Origin of the sequence: Bradyrhizobium algeriense, from assembly GCF_003062295.1 — a bacterium.
GTDB classification, from domain to species: Bacteria; Pseudomonadota; Alphaproteobacteria; order Rhizobiales; family Xanthobacteraceae; genus Bradyrhizobium; species Bradyrhizobium algeriense.
On the sequence record NZ_PYCN01000013.1, the window covers coordinates 156,999 to 173,157 of the forward strand.

Annotated in this window: 19 protein-coding genes; 4 read left to right on the plus strand and 15 right to left on the minus strand. The window is 59.4% G+C overall.

The annotated features are described in order from the left end of the window. Positions 1 to 7: 7 nt before the first annotated feature. From C7G61_RS47505 to C7G61_RS24015, 3 genes are read right to left on the minus strand one after another with little or no spacing between them, the layout of a single operon-like run. Positions 8 to 361 carry a ubiquitination-like system serine protease family protein gene (locus tag C7G61_RS47505; RefSeq protein ID WP_108519109.1) on the minus strand — a complete coding sequence of 118 codons (354 nt, stop codon included), beginning with the start codon at positions 359 to 361 and terminating at the stop codon, positions 8 to 10. Continuing rightward, entirely contained in the window at positions 361 to 1,773 is a 1,413-nt protein-coding gene (locus C7G61_RS24010) for a ThiF family adenylyltransferase (protein WP_108519111.1), read from the minus strand. The genes C7G61_RS47505 and C7G61_RS24010 overlap by 1 nt, the downstream gene beginning before the upstream one ends. Beyond that, the gene (locus C7G61_RS24015; RefSeq protein WP_108519113.1) at positions 1,770 to 2,639 is read right to left on the minus strand and encodes a multiubiquitin domain-containing protein; all 870 of its coding nucleotides are present in this window, start codon (positions 2,637 to 2,639) and stop codon (positions 1,770 to 1,772) included. The genes C7G61_RS24010 and C7G61_RS24015 overlap by 4 nt, the downstream gene beginning before the upstream one ends. Before the next feature lie 184 nt (positions 2,640 to 2,823). On the opposite strand from C7G61_RS24015, the gene C7G61_RS24020 reads away from it, so the two are divergent. The 4 genes from C7G61_RS24020 (at position 2,824) to C7G61_RS24035 (ending at position 5,055) form a co-directional block, all read left to right on the plus strand. Continuing rightward, positions 2,824 to 3,030, plus strand: a complete 207-nt coding sequence (locus C7G61_RS24020) for a transcriptional regulator (RefSeq protein ID WP_108519115.1) — start codon at positions 2,824 to 2,826, stop codon at positions 3,028 to 3,030. 112 nt (positions 3,031 to 3,142) lie between these two features. Further along, on the plus strand, positions 3,143 to 3,646 hold the full coding sequence (locus tag C7G61_RS24025) for a GNAT family N-acetyltransferase (protein WP_244608442.1): 504 nt from the start codon (positions 3,143 to 3,145) through the stop codon (positions 3,644 to 3,646). A gap of 7 nt (positions 3,647 to 3,653) precedes the next feature. Beyond that, positions 3,654 to 4,124, plus strand: a complete 471-nt coding sequence (locus C7G61_RS24030) for a helix-turn-helix domain-containing protein (protein ID WP_108519119.1) — start codon at positions 3,654 to 3,656, stop codon at positions 4,122 to 4,124. Next, the gene (locus tag C7G61_RS24035) at positions 4,084 to 5,055 is read left to right on the plus strand and encodes an ImmA/IrrE family metallo-endopeptidase (protein ID WP_244608443.1); all 972 of its coding nucleotides are present in this window, start codon (positions 4,084 to 4,086) and stop codon (positions 5,053 to 5,055) included. The genes C7G61_RS24030 and C7G61_RS24035 overlap by 41 nt, the downstream gene beginning before the upstream one ends. A gap of 143 nt (positions 5,056 to 5,198) precedes the next feature. On the opposite strand, the gene C7G61_RS24040 is transcribed toward C7G61_RS24035, so the two are convergent. The 12 genes from C7G61_RS24040 to C7G61_RS24100 form a co-directional block, all read right to left on the minus strand. Continuing rightward, on the minus strand, positions 5,199 to 5,426 hold the full coding sequence (locus C7G61_RS24040; RefSeq protein ID WP_108519123.1) for a helix-turn-helix domain-containing protein: 228 nt from the start codon (positions 5,424 to 5,426) through the stop codon (positions 5,199 to 5,201). A 652-nt stretch (positions 5,427 to 6,078) separates the two neighbouring features. Further along, the gene (locus C7G61_RS24050) at positions 6,079 to 6,381 is read right to left on the minus strand and encodes a DUF2274 domain-containing protein (RefSeq protein WP_108519182.1); all 303 of its coding nucleotides are present in this window, start codon (positions 6,379 to 6,381) and stop codon (positions 6,079 to 6,081) included. Between the two features lie 5 nt (positions 6,382 to 6,386). Next, positions 6,387 to 7,664, minus strand: a complete 1,278-nt coding sequence (locus C7G61_RS24055; RefSeq protein ID WP_108519127.1) for a TraB/TrbI/VirB10 family type IV secretion system protein — start codon at positions 7,662 to 7,664, stop codon at positions 6,387 to 6,389. After that, positions 7,661 to 8,671 (minus strand): P-type conjugative transfer protein TrbG, encoded by a 1,011-nt coding sequence (gene trbG / locus C7G61_RS24060; RefSeq protein ID WP_244608444.1) that lies wholly within the window; start codon positions 8,669 to 8,671, stop codon positions 7,661 to 7,663. The genes C7G61_RS24055 and trbG overlap by 4 nt, the downstream gene beginning before the upstream one ends. Before the next feature lie 11 nt (positions 8,672 to 8,682). Beyond that, entirely contained in the window at positions 8,683 to 9,387 is a 705-nt protein-coding gene (gene trbF, locus C7G61_RS24065; RefSeq protein ID WP_108519131.1) for a conjugal transfer protein TrbF, read from the minus strand. 4 nt (positions 9,388 to 9,391) lie between these two features. Then, a complete protein-coding gene (gene trbL / locus C7G61_RS24070; RefSeq protein ID WP_108519133.1) occupies positions 9,392 to 10,570 on the minus strand; it encodes a P-type conjugative transfer protein TrbL in 1,179 nt (392 codons plus the stop codon). A gap of 12 nt (positions 10,571 to 10,582) precedes the next feature. Continuing rightward, on the minus strand, positions 10,583 to 11,338 hold the full coding sequence (gene trbJ / locus C7G61_RS24075; protein WP_108519136.1) for a P-type conjugative transfer protein TrbJ: 756 nt from the start codon (positions 11,336 to 11,338) through the stop codon (positions 10,583 to 10,585). Positions 11,339 to 11,387: 49 nt separating this feature from the next. Next, entirely contained in the window at positions 11,388 to 13,976 is a 2,589-nt protein-coding gene (trbE, locus tag C7G61_RS24080; protein WP_108519138.1) for a conjugal transfer protein TrbE, read from the minus strand. Then, a complete protein-coding gene (locus tag C7G61_RS24085) occupies positions 13,970 to 14,227 on the minus strand; it encodes a VirB3 family type IV secretion system protein (RefSeq protein WP_108519140.1) in 258 nt (85 codons plus the stop codon). Before C7G61_RS24085 ends, trbE begins: the two co-directional genes overlap by 7 nt. Continuing rightward, positions 14,227 to 14,598, minus strand: coding sequence for a TrbC/VirB2 family type IV secretion system protein (locus tag C7G61_RS24090; RefSeq protein WP_244608445.1), 372 nt, complete (start codon positions 14,596 to 14,598; stop codon positions 14,227 to 14,229). The genes C7G61_RS24085 and C7G61_RS24090 overlap by 1 nt, the downstream gene beginning before the upstream one ends. Positions 14,599 to 14,618: 20 nt before the next feature. Further along, on the minus strand, positions 14,619 to 15,602 hold the full coding sequence (trbB, locus tag C7G61_RS24095) for a P-type conjugative transfer ATPase TrbB (RefSeq protein ID WP_202975792.1): 984 nt from the start codon (positions 15,600 to 15,602) through the stop codon (positions 14,619 to 14,621). Then, positions 15,595 to 16,149 (minus strand): CopG family transcriptional regulator, encoded by a 555-nt coding sequence (locus C7G61_RS24100; protein ID WP_145963679.1) that lies wholly within the window; start codon positions 16,147 to 16,149, stop codon positions 15,595 to 15,597. Before C7G61_RS24100 ends, trbB begins: the two co-directional genes overlap by 8 nt. Between the last annotated feature and the right edge of the window lie 10 nt (positions 16,150 to 16,159).

Here is a 16,159-nt window from a genome sequence, read left to right on the forward strand (position 1 = left end):
GGCGTACTCACCTGCCAGTGTCTGCGCACCAGTCCACCGATCCGCGGCGAAGCCAAAAATGGCAGCGACAACCATCAGTTCGCCGAACGGACGGGCTGAGTGATGGCCTACCCAGCCAGTCTGATGCGACAGACCACCTTGGGCGTCGTGTTTGGCTAAGCGATAGTAGAAGCGGCATTCCGCAGCCTGATGGGCAAAGGAAAGTCGCCCATTTTGGATTTCGCTTGGGACCGACGACGACGAGCACGCCGGCCTCAAGGATTTCACGAGGTGGCATTTCCGTCGCCCGACAGATCAGAAAGTCAGGCTTCGCAAGAAGCCGCGACCAGCTAAGCGCCTTCGCTAACAATGCTCCAAGCATTAGCCGACCCTTCCCAAAAATGGTTCAACGTCGCCCGCTCCGTGAATTCGAAAATTGGCGCACACGCGGCACCGCTCCGGTGAGGCTCCAGGTCGGAAGTCCTCCAAGTGTGTGAACTTACGCACTCGATTGGCAACGTTGCCAGTCGTACCGCGAAATTGTTGCAAGCGTTGGATCATCTCTTCGACGGCCATCGTCGCGACCGAGGTCGTGAAGGATACGACCGCCGGAGCGGGATTTCGCTCTCCTCGAACGTAGGCTTCAGCCTTTCGACGATGGTATTCTGGGGGATCGGTCCGCTTCAGCGCTTCTTCCGCAGCGATTGCTGGATTCACAACGCGCCGACAAATCAAGCAAGATGCGCCTGGCTCCAATACAGTTACGCGGCCATCAGCTTCGAGCAGCGTTTCGCCGTGACGCTCGGAAACCCGCAATGCAAGACCTACGTCGATGACAGGGATCAGGTAATAATACGCCAATCGGTTGAGAAGTCCCCTGCCCTCATGATCGTCTGTGCAGCCAAAAATTAGATCTAGCGATCTTAGCGCGTCACGGCATTCCTCCGCGCCGATCCAGGACTCAAACGTAACGACCTGGGTTCCAAGTCCCATGCGCTCGATTTCGCGCTTAGCGACTTCGACTTTCTTGCGGCCCACCGCGGCGTCTTCATACGTCGCTCCATAAAGCCGGTTGAGATTTGAGGTTTCAACAATATCTGGGTCAAAAATTGCGAGGCAGCCTGCTCCCATGCGCCCGAGTTGTTGGATGAGCGGACTGCCAGTTCCACCGGCACCGACAACCCCAATTCGCAATTCCCTCACGGTCCGGTTGAATGCAGCTCCGAGTGCCAAGCTCTGGCGCGCAAACGCTGGTTCATCGTCTTCGGAGATTTCCTTCCGATGGATGAAGCGCCAATTCGAACTAACAGTACGAATGGTTGCTAACGGGATCGCTTCGTTCGGAGTTGTCCAAATACGACCCAAGACTGTTCCATCGCCGCAGAACAAGAGGCTCGGCATAATTGCCTTTTCGCCGTTGCGGTTCTGTGCCAGCCGAGAGAGTTCGGCCTCGTTGCGGTCATCTTGCGGAGAAAAATGCTTTGGGCCTTGAGGGTGCGAATGCGCGATACCTACTTGGAATCCTTCGCGCTCGGCTTGCGCCAACAGGGAAACAAAACGATCGGTTCGCCAAGAAATGTGCTGATGATCGGACGAGATGATCTCGTCTAATTCCACTGGGAGTATGTCTTTCACAGAGACACGAATGCGCGGTCCGGTAGTGAAGGGGTCGCGGTGGATCCGAGTTACTCCAAAGATCACATATGCTGCATGTTCCGCCCCGTCTGGGCGGATCAGTTCGGCTTCCAGCAGCCGCAAATGCTTCTCCTGGAAGCTCAGGTCCGCGCTGGTCATGCCGCAATCTCCAAAGCGCGTTCGATTCGCCGCAGCATCGTCCAGATGCCGTCGACGCCGGGCCGCCAAGCCGTGTTGTGCCTTGACCAGCGCTGCCAGCTCCTGCCGGCAAACGCGTAGGGTTGGTCAGCGGCCTGGGGGTAGCGCTTGCTCGTCACCAGACGCACCCAAGGCGTGAGATAAAACATGTCCGGCGCGCAGTCGGGATATGCTGGTGGCAGTACGATCAGAATGTCCACCACGCCAGAGTCGAAGCGACCGCTGGGCAGACTACGTCCCTTCAGCACAAGCGCCTTGACGCCGCCTTCGTTTCGCTCTTCGAAAACAATGCCGCAGTTTTCTAAATATTCTCGGTCGTCAGGCGGGAGCACTGCGGGTCCCGCCCCCTCGGTCGTGGTGTCAATGCCAGTGAAGAATCGCTCGACACCTTCGGCTCGCAAATCGACCTGTTCAGTGTTACCGATCAGGCGATCGTCTCCGACACGCTGCGCCAGCCATACACCATACGTCTTCGGATCAACCCCGGCCAATCGCTTGAGCTGCAGGCCCGTGATAAAGGGAAGCCCCCATTCGAAACGCCGGCCGTCCAGGGTAAAGCGGAAGGAGCGGTCGCTCTTGAAGGTAATGAAGCGCTCGATCCCTTCCGTTCGAAGATCGACCGTTTCGTCGAGACGGATCTCGTCGAGCTGACCGTCCTGCAGCTTTAGAAAGATGAGGTATTCGTCGGTCGGAAAGAGCTTCGCGGTCTCGAGTATTTGCTCGCCAGTTACGACGGGATCGCGAAATGAGTGCAACGTGTCGTTGATGGCCGTTTCATACTGGCGTTGGGCAGCATCTGGGCCGGCCAGATTTGCGTGATCGCTCATCTAAGTTCTCCGCTAGAGGAGGCGCCATCGCCCGCTCTGTCGGATACATAAATACTAGCTATATTTTAGCTAGTCAATAGCTATCCTCAATATTTAGCTGCTTGATGGCTGTTTCATGCATGTTTCTAGTTTATTTTTTACAGTAAAACCATTAACTTATGGCGCCCATCGAGGAGAGTACCCCATGAAGAAAACAATGACCCTGAATCTAACCGACGCCGAAATGACTGCTCTTGAGCAGCTGTCGGGCAAGAAGGATCTGAGCAAAACAGCCGTTCTTCGCCAGGCGTTGAAGCTTTACCAGTTGGTAGATGTTCGACTGGGACAAGGCGGCAAGCTCTTCTTTGAGGATGACGCCACCAAGGAAAAAGCCGAACTTATGGTGCTGTGAATCCGTGACCCACTCGGTCCTGCTAAAGGATAGGCGCACCGGTCAGACGGTTGCGGCCGAGCTCGTTGAAACTATCGACGAGTCCCATCTCCGTTGTGTGGAGACGGAGTGGATGCCCGTTCTCGTTAACCGGATAAAGCAGCTCGTCGACGGAGGCGAGCCGCGCCAAGCCTGGCCACAGAGCTGGCATTGGAATTGGCGCACAAAAATGGATCACATCAGCGGTCTGCTTGCATTCCGGACCTTCGCGCTGACTTGCGAAGGCAAAGTTCAGGGCCTCATGCAGATCAACACGGCCAAAAATCTCTGTCGTTTGCCGGCACAAGCCGGCAAGCACCTCGCCTATGTCGACTACGTTGAGACGGCGCCGTGGAACCGCGTTACGGTCGTTGGTCAGCCAAGATTTGGCGGCGTCGGCGTGGTTATGGTACGGGCGGCGATTGAAGTCAGTCGCGACGAAGGATTTCATGGCCGCATTGGCCTACATTCGTTACCGCAATCCGAGTCATTCTACGCAGACGTTTGCGGAATGAGCGATCTCGGCCTGGACGGAACCAAAGAAAACCTCAGATATTTCGAGATGACGTCGGAGCAATCGACGGCGTTCTCGAGTTAGGACAGCCATGAAACTCGCCATTACGAGGGAATGGTTCGACGGCAAGGCCAGAAATGAAGGTGATCTAGAGATCGCCGCTGGTATCCTAGCCCGGGATCCATCTCCAGCCGATGCCGCCGAACCAGTCACTCCGACGCGAATAGCCTTCGGCTCACTAGTAGAATACATGCGCCGCAAGCGCGGCCTTAGCATGGAGAAGTTGGCCGAAACCGCAAAGATAGAAGTCTCCGAAGTAATGAACATCGAACGCGACGCTCATTTCCGACCGGAGCCAAGGACGGTGTATCAGATCGCCTTGACCTTCAATCTACCAAACAAGGCGCTAATGCAACTCTCGGGAAATTCAACGGCGCGAGACACCGGCGTTCAAGAACACGCTCTTCGTTTCGCCGCGCGGTCAGGAGAGTCGGTGCAAAGTCTCTCTCAGGAAGAGCAACGTGCGCTGGAAGAGTTCGTCGCTTTCTTGGCTAAACAATAGCGACGATATCGTGCAAAACATCCTGCTCAGTCGGCCAACCGTTGAAGACATCGACGCACAAGTCGCCAAAGTGCTGCGAGGACTTGGAAATCCCGAGCCCCCGCTTCAGCTTCAAGATGTTCGCGAACTACTGCGCATAGATCGAGCTTACTATTCATCGCGCAGCGACGGATTTCTCAGAGAGACGGTGAGCAAGCTCACGGTAGCCGGTGTGCAGATTCTTCAGCGGCCAACGTTATTGTTGGATGCCGTCCGCAAGTTCGACCTGCGCGCGCTCTATCTGCCGGATCGCAAACGAATTCTTCTCGATCAATCACAACCCGATGCAAAGCAGCGTTGGAACGAGGCACATGAAATCGGACATAGTCTCCTGCCTTGGCATGCTGATCTGATGCTCGGCGATCATGAACAATCGCTCACACCTGGCTGTCATGCACAAGTCGAGGCGGAAGCTAATTATACGGCCGGACAACTGTTGTTTCTGCAGGCCCGTTTCGTTCAAGCAGCCAATGACACATTGCCCAGCCTCGATGCTGTTCGATCGCTGAAGTCCGACTTCGGCAACACGTACACGACGACTTTCTGGCGCTACATCGAAGGGGCTCATACGCAGTTGCCGATGATTGGAATGATCGGGCCGCACCCGCGGCGTCCTCCTGCAAATTTTGATGCCATGCGGCCGTTTCGCTATTTGATAGAGTCGCCTGCATTCGCAGATAAATTTCGCAGCATAATTCCTGCGGAAATACATCGGGCGATATCGTCCTACTGCGGACACCAGCGAGCTGGTCCGCTGGGTTCAGGAGAGGCGCTGCTAACCGACAAGAACGACGACCAGCACGTGTTTCTGTTTGAAACGTTTTGCAACACGTACGACTGCCTGAGTTTGGCCGTTTATCAACGACCCCACCTGCGCATTGTGGGTTTTTAACATGTCAAACAATGAACCCAGATCGGCGCGAAGTGGTTCGCACTAGTCGCTACTCCAATCATAGCTCCTTGGGGTCGTTGGATAATAAACGAAACTTCCAGAGGCAGCGCCGCTCAACTGGCAAGCCTGCTAAATACATACGGTTAATCGGCCCTCGCTCGACGTCTGCGACGAACCAAATCCTCGACATCAGTTCCGAGCGCTTTCGCTATTCGGTCAAGGACCAATAACGATGGATTGCGTTTGCCGCCTTCCACTCCACTCAAATAGGTCTGATGAATCTTTGCCCGATAAGCCAGCTCCTCTTGGCTGAGCTTCTTGGCTCGGCGCAATTCCTGAACATTCAATCCGACTCGGTCCCGCAGATCCATGCAGGTAGAGCAGAAGACCGCGCGACGTTAGCCCATAGACTATGAGTCATAAAAAGAGCTATCATGCGCTTGTGCCGACTGGTTTTCCCATCGTCAGCTTGGACGTATTACCATCAATTGAGGCTTGCCTTGAAGTCCCCACCCGTAGCACTCGAACCCTTTGTCGAGCCTATCGATAGGACGCGTGATTTCAATGGTGCCGCTGGCTACCGAATTGGATACCGCATGGGTCCAGACGGCACTGCTATTACATCAACAATTGTAACTGCTGAAATTATTGAAAAGATTGTGAATTTGCGTGGGTCGGTAGCGTTGACCATCACGGTGGATGGCCAGGTTGCAGTCGCAGTATCTTACTCGAATTCCGTTGAATCCGCCGTGCACGGAGCCGCACCTATCGACATTCTAGTACGAAATGCGCTGAACTTCGAAAACCTCCGCATGGAGGAGGCTAGCGCTGCTGATCTAAGAGCCCTACTCCAGCGTCTTCAGCGTTCGGTCGACCTTGTGAGGGAGGCCATTGATAGGATGGCCAACTACTCGAAGGGCCCCTAATATAAATGACGGGTACCTCGGGCTCTGCCCTCTCCTCCCCAACAAAACGATAGTTGGTTTGCGCATTCATCACTGGCGCCGGCGCCGAATTTCTCGCTTACCTTTGGTGAGGACTCTGCTCACCCTGGTCCTGCCCTTTGCGGGTGCGCCGGTCCTCAGGATTCCGAGGAGCAGCATCGGACGAGTCCCTCACGCCGTTTGCCCGGCGGACTCGCCGGAAATCCGCATCGCCATCTAGAAACGCCTCCAGCATGAACGGCACGAGATCGGCCACCTCCTCCCGTGTACCGTAGGTCTCCGCGTAGAAATCGGCGTATTCGCGAAGCCGCGCTGCGAGGTTCGGCGATAGCGTCGTGCTGAGTTTGACCGGGGTTCGATCGGGTAGTTTCGAAAGCTTCATCGGCATTATCTCGCCTTGGCCGCCGTCTGAATGTCTTGATACGGCTTCAGCACCAGATCCTTTGAAACAATAACGCGTAACGGCCAGCCAGGTCGCACTGTGATGGTGGGCTGGACATCGAGTTCACGCTCGATGAGCCGCTGACCTGCCCTATTGGTCGTCTGCTGAACGCTTTCGCGCAGCGCCTTGACCAGATCGCTTTCGTCGTTGCCGAGCGAGAGCTGGGTTCCAACACCGATGAGCGTCGCGAGGCCAATCCCCTTGAGCAATTGCCACGTATGGAAATCGACGTCATCCTCAAGACCGGCATAGCCCGCCACGTCCGTCGCCGGCAGATTTTCGATGACAATCGAATTGCCATTGGGCAGGATTAAGCGTGTCCAGACCACCAGCGCACGTTTCTGGCCAAAAGCGACGACGCTATCGTACTTGCCAAAGAGCCTCGTTCCCTGTGGTATCAAGAGATGCCCGCCGGTCACGGTGTCGTAGACGTTTTCCGTTACCTGGGCGATCGTCGATCCCGGTAGATCGGAATTCAAACCAGTGATCAGGCTCGCCGGGATGATCGATCCCGCCATGATCGCGTAGGGCGACGGCACGGCTGCGAGGCTGTGAGGGTTGGTGGTTTCCTTGTCGGCTTTGGCGCCAACGAAGGCAAGCTTGCGCGCCTGGGACGATGGAATGATTTCGCTGGAGCGATCGTTCAAGCCCTGGGCCTTTGCAAGCAGATCAGCGGTCGTCGGAGTGTTATCCGCGGGTGCCGGGCGAAATGCCGAAGGCTGCTCAGTGGTTGTGACCACAGCCGCCGGCTGCTTACGCCGGTCCTGCTTGTCCGACAGGCGAAACAGGAGCCCCGACTCCTTGGCCTGCTGCGCTATACGGGCTTGGCGGATGCGCTCTGCCCGCTCAACATCCTGCTCCGGGTTAGCCTGGAAGGGCGTTTCGGATGGGCTTGCCCCTAGTTTCTTCTCACTTTCGGCGAAGGCGCGACCGACATCGCCGGGCGACGGTGGGCCAAGTTTTGGCGGTAAGTCCTGGTAGGATTTGGGCAGCTTGGTGAGCCCGTCAGCCGTCTGTTTGCGGTCGGTATTGTACAATTCAGTTCGTTCGGTGGGCTTGAACATCCGAGGCGGGCTGAGCGCAATGATCGTCGCCCCCGCGATGAGCAGCGCGGCGACCGCGCAGCTAATCATGAGGGTGCGTTTGTTGAGACGGCGGATCGGCCGCGGCCGCGCCCGCAATTCCAGCCGTTCCGGTGGCACCTTGTCGGAATCCTCGGTCACGATGCGCCTCCGGTGCTGAAGATCTGCGAGACCGGGCGCGCATCGGTGCGGACAATCCGAACCGTACGCTGAGGATTTTCGCCAAGGCGAAGCTCGGCGGCGCCGAACATCCGGTCGACGATGTAGTAGGAGCCTCGTACGCGATAATTGACGAGGTTAGGCCGGCCATCGGCGCCGGCGATGAACAGCGGCGGCGCCTCGCCTTGGGAGAGACCCGACGGCATCTGAATAAAGACCTTATGGCCATCGTCGAAGGCGCGAAGCGGCCGCCACGGCGGATCGTCCCCCTCGATCCGATAACGGAAGTTCAAGCTGTCCAGCCGCACGCCGCGATCAGCGACACGTTGTTCAGTCTCCTGCGCCGCCTGGTTTTGCTTGTGAAGTGCGACCAGACTGTCGGTCGGATAGGTCCAGGAGATTGAGGCCATGTAGGTTTGCTTGGTGGAAACGAGTTCGAGGTGGTAGGTGCGCCGGTCGGTCAGGACCACAAGATTGGTCTGAATATCTGGCAGCGTCGGCTTGACCAGGATATGGACCCGCCGTGTGCCCCCCTGCCCGCTTATGGTGTCGGCGATGACCCAGCGTACGGTGTCGCCAGTCGAGACATCGATCAGCTCTTCGGCTGGCTGCAGCACGATGGTGGAGACCTTCTCCGGACTGGTGTAGAGCCGATAAAGCGCGCCTTCGGTCCAGGGATAGACCTGAATGGCATTGATATAGCCCGCCCGGGTCGGCTCGATCCGTGCGGCCTTGTTGGCAGTGGCAATGGCCTGTTCCGGCGGCACCTTCTCGCCTTTCGCACCTTTGGTTGGCCAAGGCTTGAGTTGGCCAGGCAGAGGCAACACCTTGGGTACCTCGACAACCTCGACCGGCTTAGGCGGATCGGTCTCCGGAAGCGCCTTCTCAAAGCTCAATTCGTCGTACGGCGCCTCGAGATTCAATTTCGTGGCGCAGCCCCCAAGTGCGAGCGCCAGCACAAGGGTGCTCACCGACGCGCGGCTCTTCATGGCAAAAGACATCATTTTGCGTCTCCGATCAGATCGCGCGACCAGTTGAGGGAATGAACGTAGAGACCGAGCGGGTTTTTCCGCAACGTCTCGGCACTGGTTGGAGGTTTCAGGATGACTGTCACGACGCCGGTGAAGCGCTCAGTCTTTGCGACCGCGCCGTTCTCGTAGGTGCTCTCCTTCCAGCGAATCTCGAAACTGTCGCCGGATGCACGGACGACCGAGATCACGTCGGCGGTTGCGGTTTTTGCGCCGATCTTCGTGAAGGGGTCGGCTTCTCGCGCATACTCGTTAAGAGCCTGCGCCCCGCGATCGGTGACAAAGTCATACGCTCGAAGCCAGTTCGTTCGCACGATGACCGGGTCAATCGATAGCGAGCGGACGTTTTCGACGAAGCGCGCGAGGAAGTGCGCGATCTGGGCATCGGTGGGCTGGTAGGTTTCAAATGCAGGACCGACAGCGCGCACTTCACCGAGGCGATCAACCTCGACCACATATGGCACGACGCCGGACCGGCCAATCACCGTCGAAAACGTGAGACCCAACACCGTTGAAAGTGCAATAGCGGCCAGAGCGGCTAGCCGCCAGTTGCTGGCCTGAACGCGGGCCGAGCCCAGCCGTTCGTCCCAGACCTGTTGCGCCTTCTGATAGGGCGTGACCGGCTCGGGCGTATTGCCATAGCGGACCGACGGGCGGTGGAAGGGATGAGTCGCCATAGCTTTAGTCCTCTCCCAGCTTGGGACCGGAAGAGTGTCCACCTTTGTCACCTTCCTTCAGGGTATGGCTGGCGACGCGCGCCGCATCCTTGATCTGCTGTCCCGGACGGAACTGGCCGGCCAGACCCGACGGTCTGCCGCTGGATGAAGCGGAGCCCTCACCGCCAAGCCTGCCGGCTTCCGCCGGCTGAGAACTCTGGCGAGCGCCGGCCGCATCTGCCGCAGGGGTAGGCCCGCTCGTCGGTGTACCGGAAAGGGAAGCGGCTGAACGGAGCGTTCCTACCGACCCTGCCGCCATCCGCAAGCCGCCGAGCGCCATCGCACCACCGCCGATCGCGACCGCCGCGGCGCCCGCAACCGTGCCCGCGGCAGCACCGGCGCCAAGTTGGGGCGCGCCCGACACCAGACCGGCCGCGATTCCTGGGCCAAAGATACCGAGCCCAAACAAGGAGAGCGCGGCAAGCAGCAGGCCCATGGCGGAAACAATATCGACCGGTCGGGTCAGCGTCGTGGCGAGTTCACCGAAGATGGTCGATCCGATGCCGATGATGATCGCAAGCACCATCACCTTGACACCGGATGCGACCACGTTGCCGAGCGTCTTTTCGGCGAGAAAAGACGTTTTGCCCCAGAGGGCGAACGGTACCAGAATAAAACTCGCAAGCGTCGTCAGCTTGAACTCGATCAAGGTAACGAACAGTTGGACCGAGAGGATGAAGAACGCGAGCACGATCACGATCCAGCAAAACAGCAGGATCAGAATCGTGGGCAGGTTGGTCAGTATGTCGAAGCCCGAGAACTGGCCGGTTTCCTCGAGCAGCGGATGTGCCGCGGTGAACCCCGACGAGGCCACGAAGCCCGGCCGCATCAGATCCGCCGCGCTCAGCGAACCGCCGCTTGCCTTCAGCCCAATGCTTGAGAACGAACTGAAGACGATGCCGGCAAGCGACTTGAAGTTGCCAATGATGAAGGCGAATGCCCCGACATAGAGCACCTTCTTGGCAAGCGTAACCAGGATGTGATCGTCGGCACGCAGGCTCCACGCAAGGCCCGCAAGCGTCAAATCAATGACAACCAGCGTTGAGCTCAGAAACGCAACGTCGCCGCCGAGAATTCCGAAGCCGGAATCGATGTAGCGCGAGAATGTTTCGGTAAAACGGTCGATGACCGCGAGATCAGCCATGGTCCCCCTCCTCTAGCGTCCGCCGGTGTAAGCGCGACCGTCCCCGATGAAACGGGTAAAGCGCTCGCGCCCGGCCTCCGCGGACGCCTGCTGCTCGACCGCTCGCAAGGCCTCAGCCCGGGCCTGCGTCGCGACCAGCGCCTGAGCCTGCAGCGACTGCTTGACCTGAAGCGCCAATAGTTCGTTGCCGGACTGCTGGGCCTGCAGTGACCCGACGGCGCCCGAAGAATTCGCCATCAGGGTACGGAGCGTCTGCCCGTCCTGATCGAGCGCGGAAGCAATCGTCGCCTGGGTCACCAGCGTTTGCTTCAGCGCCTGATAGGTGTTGTCCCAGCGGGCTGTCGCGTCCTGCACCATCCGGTCTGAGGACACTGCTGCGCTATATTGGCGAGGATAAAACCGCTGAAAGTCGCCCTGGGTTTTCTGAACGTCGAATGAAATGCCCTTGGCCTGGGCGATCAGGCTGTTGATCTCGTTTATCTTCGAAGTGAGTTGGCCAACAACGCTGCTTGGCAGGCTCGTCAGGTTCCTGGCGCCGTTGATCAGCATCTGCGCCTCGTTTTCGAGGCTCTTGATTTGATTGTTGATCTGATCCAATGCCCGCGCGGCGGTCAGAATATTCTGGCTGTAGTTCGACGGATCGAACACGACGATCTGGGCTCCAAGTCGTCGCGACCCATTCACCGCAACGACGAGTGCCAGTCCGATTGCGACGACACTGGTCGGTATTTTTCGTGGAACGGTTTTGCCGAACAGCTTTTCCAGCATCAGATGGACTCCGGATTAGAGGAAAGGATTGCAGGCAACGCGCGTGGAATCACGCGTCCCTGACGTGTTCGAAGGTGCTGATCAGATTGGCGGCCCACTGAAGATCTCGGGCGGCGAGGTAGCGTTCCGCGAACTGGCTGGGGCCGAATTTGGCGAGTAGTGCCTCAATCAGGCGCTGATCCTCGGGCGATGAAGCCGCCGCGAAGGCAAGCGCAATTGGACCGAGACCAAGCTCGAACAGGCGGTTGCCGGCGCGCGATTGCAGGTAATAGTCGCGCTTCGGAAAGGCTTCCGCGATCAGGCGCACTTGCGTGTCGTTAAGACCGAAACGGCGGTAGGTTTCCGACTGGGCAGGCTCAAGCGCCCGGGGGTTTGGCAGGAATATCCGGGTTGGGCAGGACTCAATGATCGCCGGCGCGATCTGGCTGTCGGCAATATCACTGAGTGACTGGGTCGCGAAAACCACTGCGACGTTCTTCTTGCGGAGCGTCTTCAGCCATTCGCGGATGCGATGGGCGAACAACGGATCGTCCAAAAACAACCAGGCCTCATCCAGAACCAGAAGCCTTGGACGGCCGTCAAATCGCGCCTCGAGCGCATGAAACAGGTAGGTTAGCACGGGCGCCACCAGTCCCGGCAGCGCCATCAGTTCTTCCATCTCGAACGTCAGCACATCGGCGCTGGAGAGCCTGTCCGCGTCAGCGTCAAGAAAGCGTCCGTAAGGGCCTTCCAGCGTGTAGGGCGTCAGCGCCTGACGCAGCGCGTCGCGCGCCAGCAAGGCCACAAGACCGGTCATGGTGCGTTCCGCGACCGGTGCCGAGCCAAGGCTCTTCAAGGCCGACCAGATCGTCTCCTTGACCTCGGGCGTGATGAGGACTCGTTCATGGGCAAGAACGCCGCACAACCAGTCAAGCGCCCAGAGCCGCGCTCCCTCATCGTCGACATCCCGGAGTGGCTGGAACGCAAGTCCGCCCTTCACCCCCAACTCATACCAGGCGCCGCCGAGTGCAAGCGTTGCCGCGCGGGCCGAACGGCCCTTGTCGAAGATCACAAGCTGGGATCCTTGATAGCGGCGGAATTGAAGAGCCAGTACCAACAGAAGGACAGATTTGCCGGCGCCCGTTGGTCCGACGATCAGGCTGTGACCGACATCGCCGACATGCAGCGTCAGGCGAAACGGCGTCGCGCCCTTGGTCTTGGCCAAGAGAAGCGGCGGTCCATCCAGATGTTCGCAGCGCGCCTCGCCTGCCCATACGGCAGACAAAGGACACATATGGGCGAGGTTGAGGGTATGGACGATCGGCTGACGCAGGTTCGCGTAGACCTGTCCCGGCAGGCTGCCGAGCCAGGCTTCCACCGCGTTGACGTTCTCCCGGATCGTGGTGAAGCCGCGGCTGTTGATGGCCCGTTCCACCGCGCGAATCTTTTCGTCGGCGGCGTGGGAATCCTCATCGTGAACCGTGACTGACGTCGTGATGTAGCCGAACGCCACGAGGTCATCGCCGAGTTCCTGGAGCGCCGCATCCGCGTCCACCGCCTTGTTATCCGCATCCGTGTCGAGCAAGGCTGCCTGCTCGTTGAACATCACCTCCTTCAGGATAACGCCCAGGGATTTGCGCTTAGCGAACCATTGCCGCCGATAGCGGGAAAGTGCTGCTTGGGCTTGCGTCCGATCGAGCGGTAAGAAGCGCGTGGCCCATCGATAGGCGACGCCGAGCCGGTTCAAATCATCGAGCACCCCCGGAAACGTAACGGCCGGAAAGCCCAGTACGGTCACCATACGAAGGTGGCTGCGGCCGATCGCTGGCGAGAGACCGCCGGTCAGCGGCTCATCGCTTAAGAATGCGTCCAGATAGGCCGGAATCTCGGGAACACTGACGGGATGCCGCTTCGTCGAGACGCAAGTGTGCAGATAGGTCAGCGTGTCCTTGTCGTCGAGCGGGGCGATTTCCGGCAGAACGGACGAGAGCAGATCGACGGCACGATCGGTTTCCTGAATGAAGCGCTGGAGATGCTCCTGGTATGCGCCCGGCCGCGCTGCGCGTTGCGGCGGTTGACGGTCGCTCGTGTTATCGTGTCGCGGCGTGGTGCGGTCGGCCACGTGCTGCGGGCGAACGGCGTGCTGTCGCCGAAATAAGCGAGACAGCGGGTTCGAGCCGGCCGTTTCATGGTCCGGATTTTCCAGAAATAGGCCTTCCAGCCTTGAGACTCGCTCGACCGGCGGCAGATACATGAGTGTGAGATGCGAGATGCTCTCAAAATGTTGGCCCCCCTGACGCGAAGGGTCATCCCATGCCGTGTCAACCGTTCCCTCAAAGGACGCGCGTTGCTCCTCGTCGACCAGCCAGGACACCGCATCGGGAAATTGCGACCGCGGGTATTCCGGGGCCGGTATGCGGGTGGCATCGAAGAACAGCGCCCAGCCTGACCCGAATCTCTTCAGGACATTGTTGACGCGGGATGCGGCGCTCATCAGTTCCGCTTCGGTTGCGCTGTCGAGATCTGGACCACGGTAACGAACCGTGCGCTGGAAACTGCCGTCCTTGTTCAGGACAATTCCGGGCGCAATCAGACAAGCCCAGGGCAGCCAGTCGGCCAGCCGATGTGCGTGAGAGCGGAATTCGCGCAGATTCAGCATGCGAGCCATCCCTTGTGCTTGGTGTGGCGCACCGCGATTTCGACAAAGGCCGGATCGCGCTTGGCAAGCCACACCGCGATCGCATGCCCGACGATCCAGAGCACGAGGCCCGCAAGCCAAAGCCTCAAGCCGAGCGCCAGCACAGCCGAGATCGTGCCAAGCAGGATCGCGGCGGCGCGCGGGACGCCTCCGATCAAAATCGGCTCAGTCAGCGAGCGGTGAAGAACAAGTTCAAAGCCATAGCTTCGCATCAGATCAGCGCCCCGCCGCCGAACGAGAAGAACGACAGAAAGAACGAGCTGGCCGCAAAGGCGATGGACAGGCCGAACACGACCTGGACCATCTTTCGGAAGCCGCCGGACGTATCGCCAAAGGCGAGCGAGATACCCGTCACCGTGATGATGATGACAGCGACAATCTTTGCGACCGGCCCCTGCACGGATTCCAGAATGCGCTCGAGCGGCGCCTCCCACGGCATGCCAGAGCCCGCCGCGCAAGCGGCCGACGCCGTCAGTAACGTGACAATGGCGCCGGCGCCGAAGTCGACGATGACGGGTTTGGCAACATGGCGAAGCCGTCCAACGCAACCACGCGCGGCTGAGACTTGCAGTCTGAACGTCATGAACTCTCTCCAGGTCTTGATCAGGGATGATTGACGGGGTTCGGCAGGCCGGGCGGTATCTCCAGGACGTAGTCGCCTGAAAGATCGAGGCCTTTGACCTCAACAGTTGTCTCGATGCGGCGTCCGGGGCCGCGTCCCTTGATGAAGACGACGAGATCGATCGCTTCTGCGATCAGCCGGCGGGGAACGGTCGTTACCGCTTCCTGGATCAGTTGCTCGATCCGATAGAGCGCCGCACGCGCGGAGTTGGCGTGTACGGTTGCGATTCCGCCGGGATGGCCGGTGTTCCAGGCTTTCAGCATGTCGAGGGCTTCCCCTCCCCGGACCTCACCGACGACAATGCGATCGGGGCGCAGCCGAAGGGTCGAGCGCACGAGATCGGCGAGCGTTGCGACGCCGGGCTTGGTCCTCAGCGCGACCGCGTCCTTGGCGTCGCATCTGAGTTCGCGGGTGTCCTCGATGATGATCACGCGCTGGTCGAGATCTGCGACCTCGGCCAGGAGCGCATTGGCAAGCGTGGTCTTGCCCGAACCGGTCCCGCCCGCCACCAGGATGTTGCGCGCTTCCGCGACTGCCTCGGTGAGGATTTTTGCCATCGCGGGCGAGGCAATCTGCGCTCTGACATAGTCTGACAAATGGAACGTGGTTGTTGCGGGCTTGCGGATCGCAAAGCAGGCCGCAAGCGCCACTGGTGGCAACAGCCCCTCGAAACGCTCGCCGGTCTCGGGCAATTCAGCCGACACGATGGGGGACAACCCGCTGGCCTCCGCGCGGACATGGCTTGCGACCAGACGGATGATCCGCTCCGCTTCGTGGGGCGTCAGGACCACGCCGGTATCGGCTCGTCCGGAACCATGGCGGTCGAGCCAGAGCCGGCCGTCGGGATTGACCAGAACTTCAACAACGTCCGGCTCATCAAGCGCTAATGCGATGGCAGGACCCATGGCGGTACGCAGCATGTTGCGCCGGCGCTCACGGGTCTCGGGCGAGAGGAGATCAGACATAGCCGACCTCCTCTCGTCCTTCCGGAGGATGCTCCGGCGGCTCACCCGTTGCTTCGGTTGCACGGGGGTCGGTTTTGTCTCGTGCCGTCGGCTGACCCAACGGCGCGCCCTCCTCCAGATTCCGCAAGAACAGATCTGGATTGGACGTGCTGACCCGCTCCATCACGTCGGCGACGAGCCGTCCGCCCGAGGCGACGCGTTTGCCGATCTGGGCCACGAACATCTCAAAGCGTTCGCGCCCTAAGGCGCGCGCGGCGTTCTGGTCACCCGACGGTAATGGCGGCGTGATGGTGAGGTAGTAGCGGACAAACAGCGCAATGGTTTCCGCCGTGATCGAAAGATCGCGATCCATCCGGTCGAGCTGCCGGCTCATACGATCGAGGCGGCGAACCAGGGCTGCATCGCCGCTCTGATCGCGCTCCGGATTGAGAAAGCGGTCGAGCGCCGCGTCAACAATTGCCGACTTGTTGGTTCCAGGCCGGCTGGCTGCCTGCGCAAGACGCTTGGCGACATGATCAGAGACATAGGCAGACAGTTTCGGTTTCATGGTTTGGTCC